This window comes from uncultured Duncaniella sp. (assembly GCF_910577345.1).
Classification (GTDB): Bacteria; Bacteroidota; Bacteroidia; order Bacteroidales; family Muribaculaceae; genus Duncaniella.
The window spans coordinates 1-18,283 of the sequence record NZ_CAJTMT010000007.1 but is presented as its reverse complement, the minus strand read 5'-3'; the positions used below and the strand labels follow the sequence as shown (position 1 = coordinate 18,283).

Here is an 18,283-nt window from a genome sequence, read left to right as displayed (position 1 = left end):
GTTGTGAGTTGACAGTTGTGAGTTAATAAGCTGAAAACTCAAAACTAACAACTATATACTAAAAACTCAAAACTAACAACTAAAAACTAACAACTAAAAACCGACAACTCCTCACCCTACAGCCTTCTGGCGGTACTGCTCTTTGACCTCATCGACAACATTGATGATGTAGTCGCCCACTTTTTCGAGCGAACCGATGATGTCCATGTAGTAGATACCGGCCTGATATTCGTAGTGGTGCTCATTGATGTTCTCAACGTTGGCCACACGGAGCTGGTTGCGTTTGTTGTTGATTTCGCGTTCCTGATTGTAGGATGTGATGATCTCAGCCTGATCGACTGTCTCGAAGTTGCGGAGAAGAAGGAGCATATTGGTCATCGCAGCCTCAACGGCAATGAACATGGAATCGATATTATCGGAAATCTCGTCGTTGAAGTCGACATGACTCTCCTGCTTGCGGATAAGTATCTTGGCCACACCGTAGCAGCAGTCGGCAATGCTCTCGATTTCGCTGACGATGCGGAGCATGGCCGCGATGCGGTGCTTACCTTCATTCGACAGACGACCTTCCGAACAGCGGTTGAGATAGTTGGCAATCTCAATCTCCATGCGGTCGGAAATCTCCTCATATTTCTCAAGACGCGAGAATTGCTTGGTGAAATCGTCGCCCTGCTTGGTATGGACGATGTTTTGCGCCATAGCTATCATGCGCTGCACCCTTTCGGCGTAGACCACGATTTCCTTCTCGGCCTGGGCGATGTTGAGTTCGGATGCGCTCATAAGACCGCCGGAGATAAATTTGAGCTGGAATTCCTCGTCGCCTGTGTGCTTGGCGGGAACAAGTTTCTCAACGACCTTCACATAGAAGCCTGTCAGACCTATCATGAGGACAACGTTGATGAGATTGAAGACCGTGTGGAACATCGACAGACCGAATGACACGCTGAACTGCATCTGTGCAATCTTCATCAACACCGGATGACCGGCGGGGAGACTGTTGTCGAATATACTGTTGTAGAGCTGCGGGTCGGATGCCTCAAGCTCATTGACATAACCGAAGATGCTGTTTGGATTGCCCTGACCGAGCCACTCGGTGATGTTGACGTTCAGACGGACAAAAGGATAGAAGACAGCGAGAGTCCAGACAATACCGAAGAGGTTGAAAAGGAGGTGGCCCATAGCGGTTCGCTTTGCCGCGACATTTCCGCTCATTGATGCGAGAAGCGGGGTGACGGTGGTACCGATATTGCTGCCGAGCACGACCGCACAGGCAAGGTCAAACGAAATCCATCCCTTCGTACACATTATAAGCACGATGGCAAACGTTGCCGCCGATGACTGGATAATGGCTGTGAGGACAATACCGACAAGGACAAAGAGAAGAACTGAGACAAAGCCCATGGATGCATAACGCTCAAGGAAGGCAAACATCTCGGGATTGCTCTGGAGGTCAGGAACATAGTCGCTGATAAGGTCAAGACCCATGAACATGAGCGCGAAGCCTATGAGGAACTCGCCTATCGACTTCTTTCGGCTCGAATTTGCGAAAAGTAGCGGGACGGCGCAGGCTATGACCGGAAGGATGAATGCCGACGTGTCGACCTTGAAGCCGAATAGCGCGATGATCCACGCAGTGAACGTCGTGCCGACATTCGCACCGAAGATGACTGCCATTGACTGCGCGAGAGTCATGAGACCCGCGTTGACGAAGCTGACCACCATCACGGTGGAAGCCGATGAACTCTGGATGAGTGCCGTGATGACTATACCGGTGAGCATACCGGTGAAGCGGTTGCGGGTCATGGCCGAGAGAATGTTGCGCAGACGGTCGCCGGCAGCCTTCTGTAGGCCCTCACTCATTACTTTCATTCCGTAAAGGAACATAGCTACTGAACCCAGTAGACAAAGTAGGTCAAGGAAGCTGTAAGTCATCTTGATATGTATAAACGTGAAAATTCGGAGAAAGGCGGGGAGTTTATCAGCAGATAGCCCCGTTTTTCTCCGATGCAAATATACAGAGAATTTTTTGAATTTTCTCTGTGAGTTTGTCTAAAAATAAAAGCCGGTCCGACGGTTTTTCCGCCGAGGCTCCGCAGGGAGCTTTATTCCCCGAGGGCGGCCTTCATTTTTTCAATCATGTCGGCATACTCGGCGTCGCTCAGGTAGACTTCACCCGGGTTCATGCGGAAAGTGCCGCCGTAGTCGGGTCCGTCGACATATTTCGGTGCGAGATGGAAATGGAGATGCGAGAGTTTGTCGCTGTAAGCACCGTAGTTGATCTTTTCGGGATGGAACACCGCATCCATTGCGCGGGTCACACGGGTCACGTCCTTCATGAAGGCATTGCGCTCCTCATCGCTGAGTTCGAAAAGGTCATTGACATGACCGTTGTAGGCAACGAGGCAACGGCCTCGGTAGGTCTGCTCCTTGAACAGGAACACACGCGAAACATCAAGCTTCGCAATTTCAATCATCAGATTGTGAAGAGTCTCATTGTTGGTGCAATAGAGACAGTCTTTGGGATCACTTTTCATTTTTTTCTACAAGTATTTTCTTGGTTAATAGATTGTCACTGATACGATGACTCGACATCCGAGTCTCCTGCATCAATTTGATTTAACATTCGCAAAAATAACAAATAAACCAATCGCAACCAAACCTATTTTCTCATCATGGCAGAATTTACTTCCTAACGTTATGTTTTAACTCCGTAAATCGGTGTTCTTACGAACACCAAATCTGATGGAAGGACTGCAAGCCCTGCACATCTACGCTGCGCTCCGATGTACAGGGTTACGAAAAAATCGATGTCCTACCGGACATCCCATGCCACTTCCGCTCAAATCCCCATCCTCCCGCCAAATCCCCTATCCCTTCCGGTCAAATTCCTTGAAAAGTCATTGTCGGGTGAAATAAACTTAATACCTTTGTCCGGCCAATCCGAGGGGTTGGCTGAGGCTTTTTATCCTCAGGACTTAATATTTAATACATTAACAAGGAAAATATGTCAACTTATACCGTTGAGGATCCCCGTAAGGTGACCACCCGCCGCCTGATGGAGATGAAAACAAAGGGCGAGAAAATCGCCATGCTCACCGCCTACGATTATTCGATGGCCAAACTCATCGACGAGGCCGGAATGGATGCCATACTTGTCGGCGACTCAGCTGCAAACGTCATGGCCGGACACGCCACCACCCTCCCGATGACTCTTGACCACATGATTTACCACGCACAGTGTGTCACCCGTGGTGTGAAACGTGCCCTCGTGGTCTGCGACATGCCCTTCGGAACCTATCAGGGCAACTCCAAGGAAGCCCTTGCATCGGCTATCCGCATCATGAAGGAGAGCAATGCCGAGGCTGTCAAGATGGAAGGTGGAGCGGAAATCATCGAGTCGATAGAGCGCATAATCTCCGCAGGTATTCCGGTGATGGGACATCTCGGCCTCACACCGCAGAGCATCAACAAGTTCGGCACCTACAATGTCCGTGCCCGCGAAGAGGCCGAGGCTGCAAAGCTCCTTGAGGATGCAAAATTGCTTGAAAAAGCCGGTTGTTTCGCCATCGTACTTGAAAAAATCCCCGCCGAACTCGCTACCAAGGTTTCCGAAAGCCTCTCAATCCCGACCATCGGTATCGGAGCAGGCAACGGTTGCGACGGACAGGTGCTCGTCATGCAGGACATGCTCGGTGTCAACAAAGGCTTCTCACCGCGTTTCCTCCGCCGCTACGCCGACCTCGGCACCATCATCGAGGATGCCGTCGGTAACTACATCAAGGATGTCAAAAGCTCCGACTTCCCCAACGAGAAAGAGCAGTATTAAAATCAGAAGATACAGAAGAACATAAGCCCAAAAGAAACAGAAGTTTATAATCGAGTTTGGTCGTGATTGACCTGCTGAATTATAAACTTCTGTTTCTTTTGGACTTATGTTCTTCTGTATCTATATTTCAAGTGCTTATCTTGCGATAAGTTTGATGGGTGTGCGGTGTTCGGCGGTCACAATCATGTAGATACCGTAGGGGAGGGTGATTTCAAGACCGTCAGTGATTTCGGGAAGGAGCATCACAAGTCGGCCTGTAGTGTCAAAGATGCGACCATCGGTCTGGGTGGCACCGCAGCGGAAACGTATGATGCCGGGATAGCTTTCGGCGCTGAGAGGTGCATCCTCATTGATTCCGCTTATGCCTGAATGGCTGATGGAAATGACATTGGACGGTTCTGAGAGATAGCCGAGGCGGCTGCTCTGAACGAAATAGTTCTCATTATCGCTCGCATTGAAGTCGTCAATGACGACATAGTTCTCGTCACACTCGATAGTCTCCTCGACCATGTTGCCACCGACAAAACGCTGACGGGTGAAGAGATAGTAGTCAACGACCTCGGGAGCCTCGGACCATGTGGCCTTGTAGGACGACGCGGTGATGTCGGAAGCACCGTAGGCAGTCAGGCGGCTGAGAGTCGGCACTTCAAGCGCCTCACCGATAAGATTGACTGTAGTGGTGCCCACGAGGTTAGCGTCATAGATTGTAATCTTGGCCTTATGCTCGCCGAGCGATGTGGGTCTATATGTCACCTGAAGCTGATAGCCGTTTCTCGAATTAATGAGAGCTCCTGAAACTGTTGTGGTGAGAGTCGGCGAAGAGGCAGCAGGATCAAGAGTGAACATATTGCGGTCAGTGCCACTGATGCGGATAGAAGCCGTTCCGGAGATATTCTCACCCTTGAGATAGAGAAGGGAAGTAATCTTGTTGCCGACGGCCACCTCACCGAAATCGAGCGAGGTATTGTTGACGGGATTGATCAGTATAGGGTCACCGGCAGGAGGATTCACTGTTCCGGGGGAGAAGCTCTCCCCTACTTTGTTACCCCAGATATACTCGGCAAGATCGGGAAAATCGATGAAGGGGTTGCGGTTGTTCTGATAACCGTAGACCACCTCGTTGCGGTCAACCTCCTTCTGGCTCACGGGGTCATCGCGGTGCCATTGCAGGAGCAGGTTGACAGCCCAGGAATTCAAGGTCGGATAGTCGTTCTGCTGAAGCATCCATGTGCTGTTCCAAGTGAGGTTCTGGTAGCAGGTGACCATATAGAAATATGTACGCGCGAAGTCGCCCTTATATTCATCGGCAGGCTCATAGACATACTGCGCACCGCCGCCTTGTCCCGACACGGGATAACCTATCTTGCTGACACCGTTGTCAAACTTTGGATTAGCAGCGGTCATGCCAAGGGGATAGTTGCTTTTGGCCTGGTTAGCCGGGCCGTCCGAAGGATAAAGATGGTTAAGGTCGACGTAGGCCGGGGTGTATTCGACACTGCCGTTGAGCTTCCACCAGCTTTTCGGGAAAGCATGTTCACGGTTAAGGCCGCTGAATGACGGGGCGAAACGCTGAACGTTGGAATACATGTCCCACCACTGGCGCGAGGAGGGATAGACGTCGGTCTGCTCGAAGTAGCGGGGCAGATTACTGTAGCTCGACACCTGCGTGTGGGGATTGATGACCTCGAAGACGGCAGTCTTAAGCGCCGCACCCGATTTGCCTTCAAGACGCGAATAGTAGCCCGCAGGAACCTCCGCCAGCATAGCGGGGACGGTCATGGCCACTGTCGCCGCAAAAGAAAAGAAGCGTAGTGAAACTCTCATGCAAAAATAGTTGAGTGGGTGGTGAGATGAAGATGTAGTCGTTATGGAACTGTATCAAATCGACACAAGAGATACAAAAGCACAAAATAGCATAAGAGACAAAAGAATTTTATAATAAAGGATATGAAGTTAACTCTCAATCTTACAGAAAAAAATATATATCTTTTGTTTCTTATGCACTTTTTTACTTCTGTTTCTTGAATTCTGATACAGCTCCCATTATGGATATGAGTGTACTCGTTATGATCAGTGCTTCAGTTCGACTTTGTGAGTCGGAGGGAGTTCGCGGTTACGCTCTGCCACCGCATCGATCACTTCGTGGGCGAGATGGGCAAAGGCATGACCGGTCACTGTGTTGGTCAGGGCTACCGGAGTTCCGGCATCGCCACCGTCGGCGATTGAACCGACGAGTGGTATCTGGGCGAGAAGTCGCACACCAAGTTTTTCGGCAAGACGCACACCACCCTCTTTTCCGAAGATATAGTAGCGCTCGTCGGGATGTTCAGCCGGAGTGAAGTAGGCCATGTTCTCAACAAGACCGAGGATGGGGACATTGACCTTGTCCTCCTGGAACATGGCGATACCCTTGCGGGCATCGGCGAGAGCAACTTCCTGCGGGGTGGTCACGACGACAACTCCGGTGATGGGAAGAGTCTGGACGAGAGTGAGATGGATGTCGCTCGTGCCCGGAGGCATGTCGATGACAAAGTAGTCAAGCTCGCCCCAGTCGGCATCGACAATGAGCTGCTTGAGAGCGTTTGAGGCCATTGAACCGCGCCAGAGGACGGCTTTCTCCTTATCGACAACGAAACCGATCGAAAGGAGCTTCACTCCATAGCGCTCGATCGGGAGAATGAGCTGACGGCCGTCAACCTCATGAATGTAGAGCTGCTCGTCCTCTATGCCGAACATTTTGGGCATTGACGGGCCGAAGATGTCGGCATCGAGAAGACCGACCTTATAGCCCTCGGCTGCAAGCGACACGGCAAGATTGGAAGCCACGGTCGACTTGCCGACTCCACCCTTGCCTGAAGAGACACCTATGATGTTCTTGACTCCGGGAAGCACGGGGGCGTTCTTAGGGGTGACAGTCTGACGGGAGGCCACGTTGACTGTAACCTTCACATCCGGTGAGATGTAGGTATGGATAGCCGTCTCGGCCGCGCGCACCATTGATTTGATGAATGGATCGGTGGGCTTGTCGAAAATCAGCGAGAAACTTACGCTGTCGCCGTCAATGCGGATGTCGTCCTCGACCATATTTGCTTCGACGAGAGTCTTGCCGTTGCCGGGATAGCGGACGGTCTGGAGAGCGTCGGTGATAAGTGCGGGATATAGCTGCATGAATGTGTGAATTGTAATGGGGGTGGAGAAATTCTAAATAAATTAACAATATTTCACTTCCTTTGGTTCAACATAACGGCTGCGGAAGTCTGAAAAATATCATTTTTGAAATTCAGGGGTTGACTGGAGGACGCCACGGCCAAACGAGCGGTAGGTGTCAGGCTCGATGTCGATTTCCGGTTCCGTCAGCACAGTTCCGGCCGGAGGCAGTTGCCAGACAATATATTTGCTCGGTATTCCACGGCCAAGCCACTGCTGCTCATAGTAGGTGCGGATCGGCGGGACGATTTCGTTTTCAGGCGAGTTATAGAGGTCGGCGGTAGCGTGGAGCGGAGTGATGGAATTATGCTCAAGCATGGCCGTCGTGTAGGCATAGAGGAATGGGCTGTCGGTCTTCAGATGGATTTTTCCTTCGGGCGCGAGCACCTGACGGTAGATGTCGAGGAAATGGGTTCCGGTCAGGCGTTTGTTGACCTTCTTCATCTGAGGGTCCGGGAAAGTAATCCATATCTCAGCCACCTCTCCGGGAGCGAAGAAGCGCGGAAGAAGATGGATGGAGGTGCGCAGGAAGGCCACATTGGTCAATCCGAGCTCATCGACCTCCTTGGCACCGGTCCACATACGCGCACCCTTGATGTCGATGCCGATGAAATTCCGGTCGGGATAGAGTTTGCCCATCCCGACGGCATACTCACCCTTGCCGCAACCGAGTTCGAGGATGATGGGATTCGCGTTGCCAAACACCTTCTCACCCCACTGACCGCGCAGAGGACACTCCCCTTCGCTTTCAAGGACAGACTGCGGATACTGGTGGACACAGCCGAGAGTCTCCATCTCGGCAAATTTTTTCAGTTTGTTCTTTCCCATAGATTACTTCTGTTGGGCCTTCTGCTGAGCCTGGAAGGCGAGGGCATAGAGGCGCATCTGCTTCACCATGGCGAGCAGACCGTTTGAACGGGTGGGTGAGAGATGTTCCGAAAGGCCGATGTCGTCGATGAAATGGAGATCGGCTTTGAGGATGTCGTCGGGTGTCTGATTGTCAAGCACCTGGATGAGAAGCGATATGATTCCCTTGACGATGATGGCATCGGAGTCGGCGGTGTAATGCACCTTGCCTTCGGGCGTAAGCTCCGCGTTGAGCCAAACACGGCTCTGGCAACCCTCGATGAGATGGTCGGGGGTCTTGTATTTCTCTTCGATTTCAGGAAGGTTGTTTCCAAGGTCAATAATCATGGCATAGCGGTCCATCCAGTCATCCACCTCGGAGAATTCTTCGACAATGTCGTTCTGTATCTGGTCAATAGTCATAGTTGGAATGTTTTTTAATTCAAATCAGCTTTTTTAAGACAACGGCAACCTGATGCCGCCACCTCCACAGCTTGAAAGACGCAAAGATACAAAATTCCCCCGTTATTCCACAAAATTCATACCCCTGGTGAGGCTCTTACTTCTTGAATACTTCCGAATGAGTCCCGAAACGCACAAGTTTAATTTCATCCGTCTTGGGATCAAGCCAAATCAACAACAACTGACTTGTGAGTCTGAGAATTTTCATAAAGAATCCACAAACTTCCGAAAATTCCTCATATCCAGAGCCTCAAGCTCACGCCCGCTTTCAGCCTCCTCCATAGCTGCAAGCGTCAGATTGTTAGGCTGTTCGGAGACAAAGGCCATAAGGATGCTTTCAACATAGTTGTTGAGGCTGCGGTTGTGTCGACGCGCTTCAACTCTTAGCTTGTCAACAAGTTCGGTGTTCAATCTGAACGAGGTCTGTTTTCTTCCTGCCGTTTCCATAAATCAATGACAAAGTGTTATACAATATATCGCAAAAATAATACATTTCTATAACATAAACAATATGCCACCCCTCATTGCTCATTTCAAGCTGGAATCCACGGTCTGGAAGCTGAACTGCAACAATACATACGAGAGTTTCAGACCAATAAAAATGAGTTTTAGTAAAATTTTTCTGTTAAAAAGTGTGATTTAATTTGGGTATGTCGGGGCTTAGGGCTACCTTTGCGCTCGATTTTTTCTTATATAAAGATTCTCACCCGACAAAGACCTTGCGCTGACGCAACTGCCTTTGTCACCAATCATTAACATTTCTATCTATGAAGAAATTCCTTATCTCGGCCATGACGGTAGCTGCCGTCTGCGGCACATCAATGGCCGAAGGTTATCAAATCAACTCGTTATCGGCTAAGCAAATCGGCATGGGACACACAGGCATCGCCCTCAAGCTCGGAGCTGAAAGCATGTTCTTCAACCCCGCCGGCATGGCCTACATGGACAAGACCCTCGACCTTTCCGGATCTGTGACAGGCATCATGCCCACATGCACCGCAACCGTCGATGGAGTTGACTATACAACCGACAACGGTGTCTCTACCCCCATCGGCGTACACGCCGCATTCTCTATCTATGACAACTTGAAGGGTGGTATCTCCTTCTATACTCCCTACGGCTCATCAATCAACTGGACCGACAACTGGCCCGGTGCTGTCCTCAACCAGAACGTCAACCTGAAGGTTTTCACCATCCAGCCGACACTCGTCTGGGCCATCACCCCGAAATTCTCCATCGGAGCCGGTGCCATGATCTCGTGGGGCACCGTAGACCTCAACAAGGGTCTTGTGACAGCAGCGACATTTGACCGCGCTCTCCCATTCTTTAAAATGCTTAACCCTAACTTAGCCAACGCGCAACCGTTCGGAACAACTACTCCCGCATCAGTAAACCTCAACGGTAAAGCTGACATGGTAGTAGGGTTCAATATCGGCGCAATGTATAATATAACCGATCAACTGACCATCGGTGCCAGCTACCGCTCACAAATGAAGATGAAAGTCAAGGCAGGGGATGCAAGCGTTACATACGCAAATGAAACCTCACAGACTGCATTGGGCGAGACCCTTGACCTTATAAATGCCGCTAACTTTAAAGCCGAAATGCCCGCACCGTGGGTATTGGGTCTCGGTGTATCATATAAACCTGTTGACAGGCTAACACTTGCATTCGATGCCAGACTGACTGGGTGGCACGCGTACAAACAACTTGATGTTGAATTCCTTGCCGAACAGCTCCGTGACTACGATCAGCACATAAAGAAAAGCTACAAAAACTCTTGGTGCTACTCTATTGGCGCACAATATGCAATCACCAACCGTTTTGATGCTCGTCTTGGACTCATGGTAGACACATCGCCCGTCAACGACAAATACTACAATCCCGAGACTCCTGGCATGACAAAGGTTGAACCGACTATCGGTTTGTCATTCCGTCCAATTCCAAACATGTCTATTGATTTAGCGTTCATGTATGTTGCCGGACTTGGTGTAGATGGCGTATCATGCGAATATGACGACCTTCTCGGCAAAACGATGCTCGGTAAAGCTGCCCAGATTGATGCGCTCGGAGCAAATGCACCTGCATCCATGCAAGCAGTATCGGCTGCAATCAAACAAGCAGGCTTCAAACCCACCGGCACATTCACAGCCGACTATAAGCTCCATGCCTTCATCCCCTCGATAGGCATCAGCTACAGCTTCTGATAAACACTGTCATAATCAGCTCTAAATCATAATCTAAGGGAATAAGACAAACCAATATCCCCACACAGTAAGATAGGTACAATTTCTTTCCTTACCAAACCTGACCACCAAGGCCGCAGTCAACCCCTGACTGCGGCCTTGCTTGTCAATGGCCACTTCAAACCTTGAATCTTACCCCTTTGCAGGAAAAAGCGACGAAAGTTTGGACATTATTTTTGTTGCTAAGGGATTTTTTGTGTAATTTTGCACATTATAACAATTTGGGTTTTCAGGCCCTTTCCGTTGGCCGTTTATTAATTCATTTTCAGGATTCACCACCAATTCATTATGTTCAGGACATTTCTATCAGGTTTATTTCTTACTGTTTTAGGACTCGCTCAAAGCCTCGGACAGACAAGTTCCCTTTTCGGAACCTCCTCGACACGGGCTGACATCTATAACTACAAGATGGAGCTGACCGATTCGGCTGTCGTTGCCAAACTGCTCCGCTATCTGCCTGCCAACGATGGAGAAACCAAGGATACAATCATCGCTCTTTCGACCGACAGCCTCCTGAGAACAAAATATGTCCCGACCACCCCTCTCCAGCCCTACTACTTCCGTCCGGTGGTTTTCGACTCCTTCCAGCTTCTCGATTCCATCCGTCTCCCCAAGGCCGGAGAATCGAGGTCGCTCAACGACCCCATCTATGGCTGGCTTGTCACTGATGACTACCACAACAACCTCATGCGCCGTGCGAAGCAGTCGTTCATCGTGAATTGTCCCGAATCGGTCCGCTTCGACGAGGCACGTCTCCCCGAACCTCCGCGTAAATTCGAAGCTACGGTCGACCCCGAGACCGCAAAAATCGTGATAGCCGAACTCCCCGTGAAGGAGGCTCCGAAACAGCAGATGGAAGTGACTTTCAACCGTCGCCACTGGCTGCGCACCTTCAACAGCTCAGTCCAGTTCTCGCAAGCCTACGTCTCGCCAAACTGGTATCAGGGCGGTAACAACAACATCAACGTCCTCGTCAACCTCTTCTATAATGTCAAGCTCAACCCGGCTTTCCACAAGAAGTTCCTCTTCGAGACAACATTCCAGTACAAGCTCGGCATGAACGACGCCCCCAACGATTCGCTCCGCAACTACTCGATTTCGGAAGACCTCTTCCAGTGGAACCTTCTTGCAGGTTACAAGGCTTCGAAATACTGGTACTATTCGACCAACGTATCGTTCAAGACACAGTTCCTCCGCAACTTCAAGTCCAACACCCACGACCTCAAGGGTGCCTTCCTCTCTCCCGGTGAACTCAACGTCGGTGTCGGTATGACCTACAACTATGCCAACGCCAAAAAGACCTTCACCATGGATGCCTCAATCTCCCCCTTCTCATGGAACATGAAGACATGTATAGACCGGAAGATGAACGAGACGTCCTACGGAATCAAGGAGGGCCACAAGACCGTCAGCCAATACGGTTCCAATGCCGAGGGCAAGCTCTATTGGGCAATCTCCGACAACATCAACCTCCGTTCGCGTCTATTTGTCTTCACCAACTACGACTACGCTTATGGCGACTGGGAAAACACGCTGTCGTTCAACATCAACCGTTTCCTCTCGACCCAGATCTACGTCCACATGCGCTACGACACCACAACTCCGGCATGTGACGACGAAGACTGGCATAAATTCCAGCTCAAGGAAATCCTTTCGTTCGGATTTGCCTATAAATTCTCATCCATCTAACCCTTATTCCGACCTCTCTCCCACTCCTCTCCCGTCATGACGCGTAATCTCCTCAGCCTCACCATACTGCTCATACTCACCCTCAGTCTTCCGGCGGAATCCGCGCAAGCGGCTCCGAAGGGGATAGAGGCTAAAGCTCTCGACAATGTGCCTGCAATGTCACTGACACTTACTGGTTATGACAATGCTGCTGTGGTCACGGAGCGCATGGAGGCAATGCCGCTCCACTCAATCGAAGGACTGTGGCGTTTTGCAGCAGAAGGGACACTGATGGCAATCGAGCGCGACGACAGCCGTGAGCTATCGCCCGACGAGGCAGGAACAATGGTCTACCGCATGGTCATCGTCAATGCCGCCGACCTGTCACTGCGTCCGGGAACCGTCATGGGCTACCTCTCCCCTACGGCCAAACGCGGTGTCTACGATGCTCGGATATACACAGGGCGCACGGATGCCGCCACGACACTCCACTCCCCGAAAACCTGTACACTGACACTCAGCGACAGCGACAGCCGCTTGGTCATCGCGCGCTACGGGTCATCGCTTCGCTTCAACTGGTGGAGACTCCTACCCTACATGTACAGCCGACTCATCAGCCGACGGGAAAAGAGCCCGGGCAACATCGACGGCTGTCTGAGAGTGTTTCCTGCTCCTGCAATCCCTGCAGAACCGCGCTACCTCTGATTATTTTCGTACTTAACGACAAAAAAATATTGCAACGATGCAAAACTTTCGTCCGCATTTGCTCATTATTCTCTTAGCCTCACTCCTGCTGACGGCACCGGAGAGCCACGCCGAGAAAACTCTGCGCGGAAAATTGCGGACAAAAACCGGACTCAACACGGGTCAACAACAGATGAAACCACAGATGGATACCATCGTTATGTTCGACACCATCCGGCCCTCATCGCAGTCCGACATCCGCCTCTCCGGCTATGACAAGCCTCTGAATTCACGCAAGGAGAGCCTCTTTGTCGACAACAGGCTTCCCCACGAGATAACTGCGCTCGAAATCCGTCTGACCTACTCCGACATGACCGGGCGTATGCTCCACGAGACTGTCCGTGAAATCCGCGCCGACATCCCGGCCGGAACCACACGCCGGATAGAGTTTCCGTCGTGGGACAGGCAGAACTCCTTTTATTACCACAAGGGACGAAAGCCAAGAGTGGACAATGTCACACCCTATAAAGTGAGCTGTACAGTCATCTCCTACGTCACACCATCAAACGATTCCAAACAAAAGTAATTCTACAACGCAATCCGACATATCCGAAACTATGAGCGAAATCCTCTCACAACATCATCTTCTCGGCCTCGCAATAGGCATCTGCACCTTTCTCATCATTGGTATCTTCCATCCTGTCACCATAAAATGTGAATACTACTTCGGGACACGCTGCTGGTGGTGGTTCCTCATCCTGGGGCTCCTCGGGATAGGTGGCACCCTCATGGTCGACGACGTTTTCTGGTCGTCGCTCCTCGGCGTATTCTCCTTCTCATCGTTCTGGACCATAGGCGAGATATTCGAGCAGGAAAAGCGTGTGGCACGCGGATGGTTCCCTGCCAATCCCAACCGCAAGCGCAAGACCGGAACGAACATCATCGAGGACTGACCTCCTCCCATCATAATTCCGCCCACAAATGCAACCAGCCATGATTACCGGACTCCTGAAATCAATAGCCGCAATCTCAATCGCCGTCACAGCTCCGCTTGCAACGCTCGCATCCGACAAGGAGGTGAGAATACGCAACCATAACGACGGCATCACTCTCGCAGGCACCCTCACCGTTCCCGACAGCATTACGCCCAAAGCTGCCTTGGTGATGGCCACCGGAAGCGGGAAGCAGAACCGCGACGAGGAAATCATGGGTCACAAACCATTCAAGACCATCGCGGACCATCTGACAGCCAACGGCTATGCCGTCCTGCGCATGGACGACCGCGGAGCAGGGGAGAGCGAAGGAGATTTCGCCTTGGCAACCACAACTGATTTCGTCCGTGACATCGCGGCAGGACTCACCTACATGGACTCCTGCTTCTCCAAAATCCCGGTCGGAGTCATAGGCCATTCCGAAGGAGGCACAATAGCCATCCGGCTGGCCGCCCACAATCCGAAATGCGAATTCATTGTCACTCTCGGCGCTCCCGCATGGGAAGGCGACTCAATCATCATGTCGCAGGCACGCGCAATGGCAACCAAGATGACAGGCCGATGGGACGGTGAGAACCTTCAGCGTTCAATCCTCGACATTGCGAAATCCCAGTTACCTGAGTCCCAAGCCTATACTGCCATCTACATGACAATGGCCCAAAGCCTTGGCGAGACGGCCAACCTGCCCGCTGTCCAAGAGCAGTTACAGACACAGATAAAGATTGTCACCTCACCGTGGTACCGCGAGATGCTCCGCTACAACCCCGCGGCCGACATCACTGCCGTCAACAAACCCTGGCTTGCCCTCAACGGCGACATGGACACTCAGGTACTGCCCGAAAATCTCACCACCATCTCCGAACTCAACCCCGGAGTTTTCACAAAACTCATGAGTGGCCACAATCATCTCTTCCAGCGCTGCAAGACAGGGCTTGTGCAGGAATACGCCACTATTGCGGAAGACATCTCCCCCGAAACCCTCACAGCCATCACCAAATGGCTCGACGGAATGTTCAAAAAGAAATAAGCTCTAAAGAAGAGACAAAATAACGGAAGGAACGGCAAATCTATAGGACAGATTTGCCGTTCCCTCTGTTATTTTACTATCCAAAAGCTGTTATTTCATTACACTTCTGTTGCTTTTGTCTATTTTTGTTCTTTTGTATCTATTTTTATCGCACAAGAACCTGATTTTCGGATTGATCCGTTATTTCAGCTTTGCCCCGACCTGACGGGCGATTTCGGCCATGCCTTTGACTGAGGGATGGTTGGACTGCTTGTCGATATTCTCAAGCATTACGGTCTCGATACCGTGACGGCCGCAGAGAGTCACAATCGACTCCGTGATTTCCGGACGAAGTTCCGAATTGACAATGAAATAGATGTCGGCACCCGGATAATAGTCCTTCATGGTCGAGAGCATGATGTCGAGAGCCGGACGGAAGGTGTAGAGGTCAGGAGCGGAACCGTCGGCAGTCTTGCCGTTTTCATCAAGGTACTCCCCTACTTCAACTCCTGCCCAAGAGTCGTTGGTGCCACCGAAAACCAATATTATCTCAGGCGAACCAAGTTCCTTGACACGGGTAAGGAACGAACGATCCGAGTAGTCATCCCCCCTGTAGCCACGGTTGCAGATTGTCGCACCGGAAAATGAATTGTTGACCACAAGGCGCAGCCCCTTGTCGCGAATCAGTTGATGCCACCATGTCTGACTGACCTTGTCGACATCCGTGCGGCCGGGCTTCGCAGCCTTGAAATACCACACATAGTTCGTGTCGGGCGTAACATGTCCCTCGAAAGTGGAATAGGAATCACCGAGAATTGAAACGCCTGCTTTCGGAGCCACAGCCGTAGCCGAGAAAGTCAGAATTGAGATAAATGCAATGAATAAAACAAGCGTTTTGCGCATGGTCTGTCAGATTTTTTAGTTATTGTCAAGCATACCGTAAGGATAGGTCCGGAAAAACATGGACATCCCTACATATAATTGGAAAACGCGGGTGCGTGAAAGATTATTACACATCTGATTGGCATTTTTTTGTAATTTTTCACGCATTTTTCCCACCACATACCATGATTTTCAATCAGTTCATTTTGAATTAAATGGAATTTATACTACTTTTGTGCGTTAATTCCGCGTAGCCTCAGCTATATGTGGGCATTTCGACGGCTATTGACATTACTTAACCCTTAAAATCAAAATCATCTAAACATAAATGGCAACATTAGAAAAAATCCGTAGCAAGTCTGCCCTCTTGCTCATCATCGTGGGAGCCGGTCTGCTGGCTTTTATCATCGGTGACTTCTTTACTTCCGGTCGCACCCTTTTCGGCACCGGCACTACCATTGCAAAAGTCGACGGTAACAAAATCGACATTCAGGAATTCCAACGCCGCGTGCAGGACGCCTCTCAGCAGGCTCAGGCCCAGAACCAGCGCATGGACAACGCCGTGCTCCAGCAGCAGGTGCTCAATGCCATGATTGCTGAGAAGCTCTTTGATCAGGAAGTCAAGGACCTCGGCCTCACAGTCACTGACCAGGAACTCACCGACATGATGGTCGGAAAGAACTCCCAGTATGTCGACCGCATGGTGCAGCAGCAACTTGGTGTACCCGACGCAAAGACTGCCCACGATATGGCTTTCAACCCCACAAAATACGGTATGCAGCAGGCTCAGGCCCAGCAGCTCCAGGCCTACTGGATTGACCTTGAAAAGAACGTTGAGCGTATGCTCCTCCAGCAGAAGTTCCAGAATCTTTTCGCCGGAACTCTCGTAGCCAACGAGCTTGATGCAAAGGCTCTCTACGACGACAATGCTGCAACCGCCCACATCATCTACGCCAAGAAGGACTTCTCTTCACTTAAGGACGATGAGTTTGAAGTCAGCGAAAACGACATCAACGCTCTCTACAACAAGGAGAAGAACCGCTACATCCTCGACGAACCCACCCGCACTGTCAACTATATCGCTGTCAACATCGTGCCCTCCGAGGCTGATGTGCTTGCAGGACAGAAGAAAGTTGAGGACGCTCTCGTGGCTCTCAACGCCAATCCCGAAATGCAGGGTATCGCAACAATGCCTGAATTCGTTTCTGACCGCCGCAAGGTGACTCAGACCGACATCGACAAGCAGGCTCGTCTCAAGGCAACCCTCGATTCTCTCTCTGTTGGCCGTGCAGCCCTCGTCAGCAAAGCCGGTAACGACTACACCATCGCCAAGCTCCTCGGCAAAGATCAGGAAGTGGCCAACGTGAAGCTCGACTTCATGGCTGTGCAGGGTACACGCGCTCAGATTGACTCGCTCGTCGCAAAACTCAACTCAGGCGCTTCTTTCGACAGCATCGCCGCTTCGCCCCTCGTGGCTCAGTTACAGAAGGCAATGGAAGTTTCTCTTCTCGATGCCAACGCAGCCACTATCAAGGATCTTATCGCAGACCGTGCGACAGGCGTTTACTTCACTCCCGACACCATCTCGGAAGGTGGCCGCATCTTCCGCATCGCCGAGCGTGAGGCTCCCGTCACTGTCTACGACCTCGCTACCGTGACATTCACCACCGAACCCTCCAACGCTACAATCAACGAACTCGATGCAGCTCTCCGCAAGTATGTCGACGAGAACAAGGATGCCAAGTCGTTCGCTGAGAACGCTCAGGAAGCAGGCTATACAACCTTCCCCGCTACCGTAAGCGCATCTTCACCCATGATTGGCAACCTCAACGACTCACACGCAGCAGTGGCATGGGTTATGGATGCAAGCAAGGGTAATGTTTCTCCCGTGTTCGGCGACATCCAGACCGGTCGTTTCCTCGCAGTAGCTGTCAACGACATCTACGACGGTGGCTTTGTTCCCGCAAGAGATTCTCAAATCCACAGCATCCTCGCAGCCCAGGCCCGCAACGACAAAAAGGCTGCCAAACTTCTCGCTGACTATGAAGGCAAGGCTAAGGACGTGGCAGGCTATGCACAGCTCATGAGCGTATCTGTCGACACTACTACCGTCAACTTCGGTCAGTATATGGTTCCCGGCCTCGGTATGAGCGAAAGCGCTGTGCAGGGCAAGGTTGCCAATGCTCAGAAGGGTGCTCTCGTAGGTCCCATGCAGGCCAACAACTCCGTGATTGTTCTTCAGGTTACAGAAGTTGACAACGAAGGTCGTCCCTACGACTTCGAGGAAAACTCAATCCGCTACAACCAGCAGCGCGGTGCAGCCCGAATGATGAACTCACTCGACCGCATCCTCCTCGGCAACAAGAAAGTGACCAACAACATCAATACTTTCTACAAGTAATTGACCCGACTATAACACCTACACAACAGGCCGGATGACGACATCATCCGGCCTGTTGTGTAT

16 protein-coding genes are annotated in these 18,283 nt (G+C 51.1%); 8 read left to right on the top strand and 8 right to left on the bottom strand.

The genetic code is table 11. The features are described 5' to 3' along the window. Window positions 1-111 precede the first annotated feature (111 nt). Window positions 112-1,932, bottom strand: coding sequence for a Na/Pi cotransporter family protein (locus QZ310_RS04780; protein ID WP_297070937.1), 1,821 nt, complete (start codon window positions 1,930-1,932; stop codon window positions 112-114). A 170-nt stretch (window positions 1,933-2,102) separates the two neighbouring features. After that, window positions 2,103-2,534: an HIT family protein gene (locus QZ310_RS04775; protein WP_297070935.1), complete on the bottom strand. Its 432-nt coding sequence runs from the start codon at window positions 2,532-2,534 to the stop codon at window positions 2,103-2,105. Window positions 2,535-3,004: 470 nt separating this feature from the next. Between QZ310_RS04775 and panB the strand changes: the two genes are divergently transcribed. Then, window positions 3,005-3,826: a 3-methyl-2-oxobutanoate hydroxymethyltransferase gene (gene panB / locus QZ310_RS04770; RefSeq protein ID WP_297070933.1), complete on the top strand. Its 822-nt coding sequence runs from the start codon at window positions 3,005-3,007 to the stop codon at window positions 3,824-3,826. A gap of 135 nt (window positions 3,827-3,961) precedes the next feature. On the opposite strand, the gene QZ310_RS04765 is transcribed toward panB, so the two are convergent. The 5 genes from QZ310_RS04765 to QZ310_RS04745 form a co-directional block, all read right to left on the bottom strand. Further along, complete coding sequence (locus QZ310_RS04765; protein ID WP_297070931.1) at window positions 3,962-5,650, bottom strand: endonuclease; 1,689 nt, start codon at window positions 5,648-5,650, stop codon at window positions 3,962-3,964. A 246-nt stretch (window positions 5,651-5,896) separates the two neighbouring features. Beyond that, window positions 5,897-6,994: an Mrp/NBP35 family ATP-binding protein gene (locus QZ310_RS04760; protein ID WP_297070929.1), complete on the bottom strand. Its 1,098-nt coding sequence runs from the start codon at window positions 6,992-6,994 to the stop codon at window positions 5,897-5,899. Between the two features lie 99 nt (window positions 6,995-7,093). Next, a complete protein-coding gene (trmB, locus tag QZ310_RS04755) occupies window positions 7,094-7,861 on the bottom strand; it encodes a tRNA (guanosine(46)-N7)-methyltransferase TrmB (RefSeq protein WP_297070927.1) in 768 nt (255 codons plus the stop codon). 3 nt (window positions 7,862-7,864) lie between these two features. Beyond that, complete coding sequence (locus tag QZ310_RS04750) at window positions 7,865-8,302, bottom strand: SufE family protein (protein WP_297070925.1); 438 nt, start codon at window positions 8,300-8,302, stop codon at window positions 7,865-7,867. A gap of 243 nt (window positions 8,303-8,545) precedes the next feature. Continuing rightward, window positions 8,546-8,788, bottom strand: a complete 243-nt coding sequence (locus QZ310_RS04745; protein ID WP_297070922.1) for a toxin-antitoxin system protein — start codon at window positions 8,786-8,788, stop codon at window positions 8,546-8,548. A gap of 320 nt (window positions 8,789-9,108) precedes the next feature. Here QZ310_RS04745 and QZ310_RS04740 point away from each other — a divergent pair, with 320 nt between their 5' ends. The 6 genes from QZ310_RS04740 to QZ310_RS04715 all read left to right on the top strand — a co-directional run bounded on the left by QZ310_RS04740 (window position 9,109) and on the right by QZ310_RS04715 (window position 14,958). Next, entirely contained in the window at window positions 9,109-10,548 is a 1,440-nt protein-coding gene (locus tag QZ310_RS04740) for an outer membrane protein transport protein (protein ID WP_297070920.1), read from the top strand. Window positions 10,549-10,875: 327 nt separating this feature from the next. Beyond that, a complete protein-coding gene (locus QZ310_RS04735; RefSeq protein ID WP_297070918.1) occupies window positions 10,876-12,276 on the top strand; it encodes a DUF3078 domain-containing protein in 1,401 nt (466 codons plus the stop codon). Window positions 12,277-12,312: 36 nt separating this feature from the next. After that, complete coding sequence (locus QZ310_RS04730; protein ID WP_297070916.1) at window positions 12,313-12,960, top strand: hypothetical protein; 648 nt, start codon at window positions 12,313-12,315, stop codon at window positions 12,958-12,960. Window positions 12,961-13,144: 184 nt separating this feature from the next. Continuing rightward, entirely contained in the window at window positions 13,145-13,525 is a 381-nt protein-coding gene (locus tag QZ310_RS04725) for a hypothetical protein (protein WP_297070914.1), read from the top strand. 31 nt (window positions 13,526-13,556) lie between these two features. Continuing rightward, on the top strand, window positions 13,557-13,892 hold the full coding sequence (locus QZ310_RS04720; protein WP_297070912.1) for a DUF4491 family protein: 336 nt from the start codon (window positions 13,557-13,559) through the stop codon (window positions 13,890-13,892). A 40-nt stretch (window positions 13,893-13,932) separates the two neighbouring features. Further along, a complete protein-coding gene (locus QZ310_RS04715) occupies window positions 13,933-14,958 on the top strand; it encodes an alpha/beta fold hydrolase (RefSeq protein WP_297070910.1) in 1,026 nt (341 codons plus the stop codon). A gap of 180 nt (window positions 14,959-15,138) precedes the next feature. On the opposite strand, the gene QZ310_RS04710 is transcribed toward QZ310_RS04715, so the two are convergent. Then, the gene (locus QZ310_RS04710; protein WP_297070908.1) at window positions 15,139-15,840 is read right to left on the bottom strand and encodes an SGNH/GDSL hydrolase family protein; all 702 of its coding nucleotides are present in this window, start codon (window positions 15,838-15,840) and stop codon (window positions 15,139-15,141) included. A 307-nt stretch (window positions 15,841-16,147) separates the two neighbouring features. Between QZ310_RS04710 and QZ310_RS04705 the strand changes: the two genes are divergently transcribed. Then, window positions 16,148-18,220 (top strand): SurA N-terminal domain-containing protein, encoded by a 2,073-nt coding sequence (locus QZ310_RS04705; protein WP_297070906.1) that lies wholly within the window; start codon window positions 16,148-16,150, stop codon window positions 18,218-18,220. Window positions 18,221-18,283 lie beyond the last annotated feature (63 nt).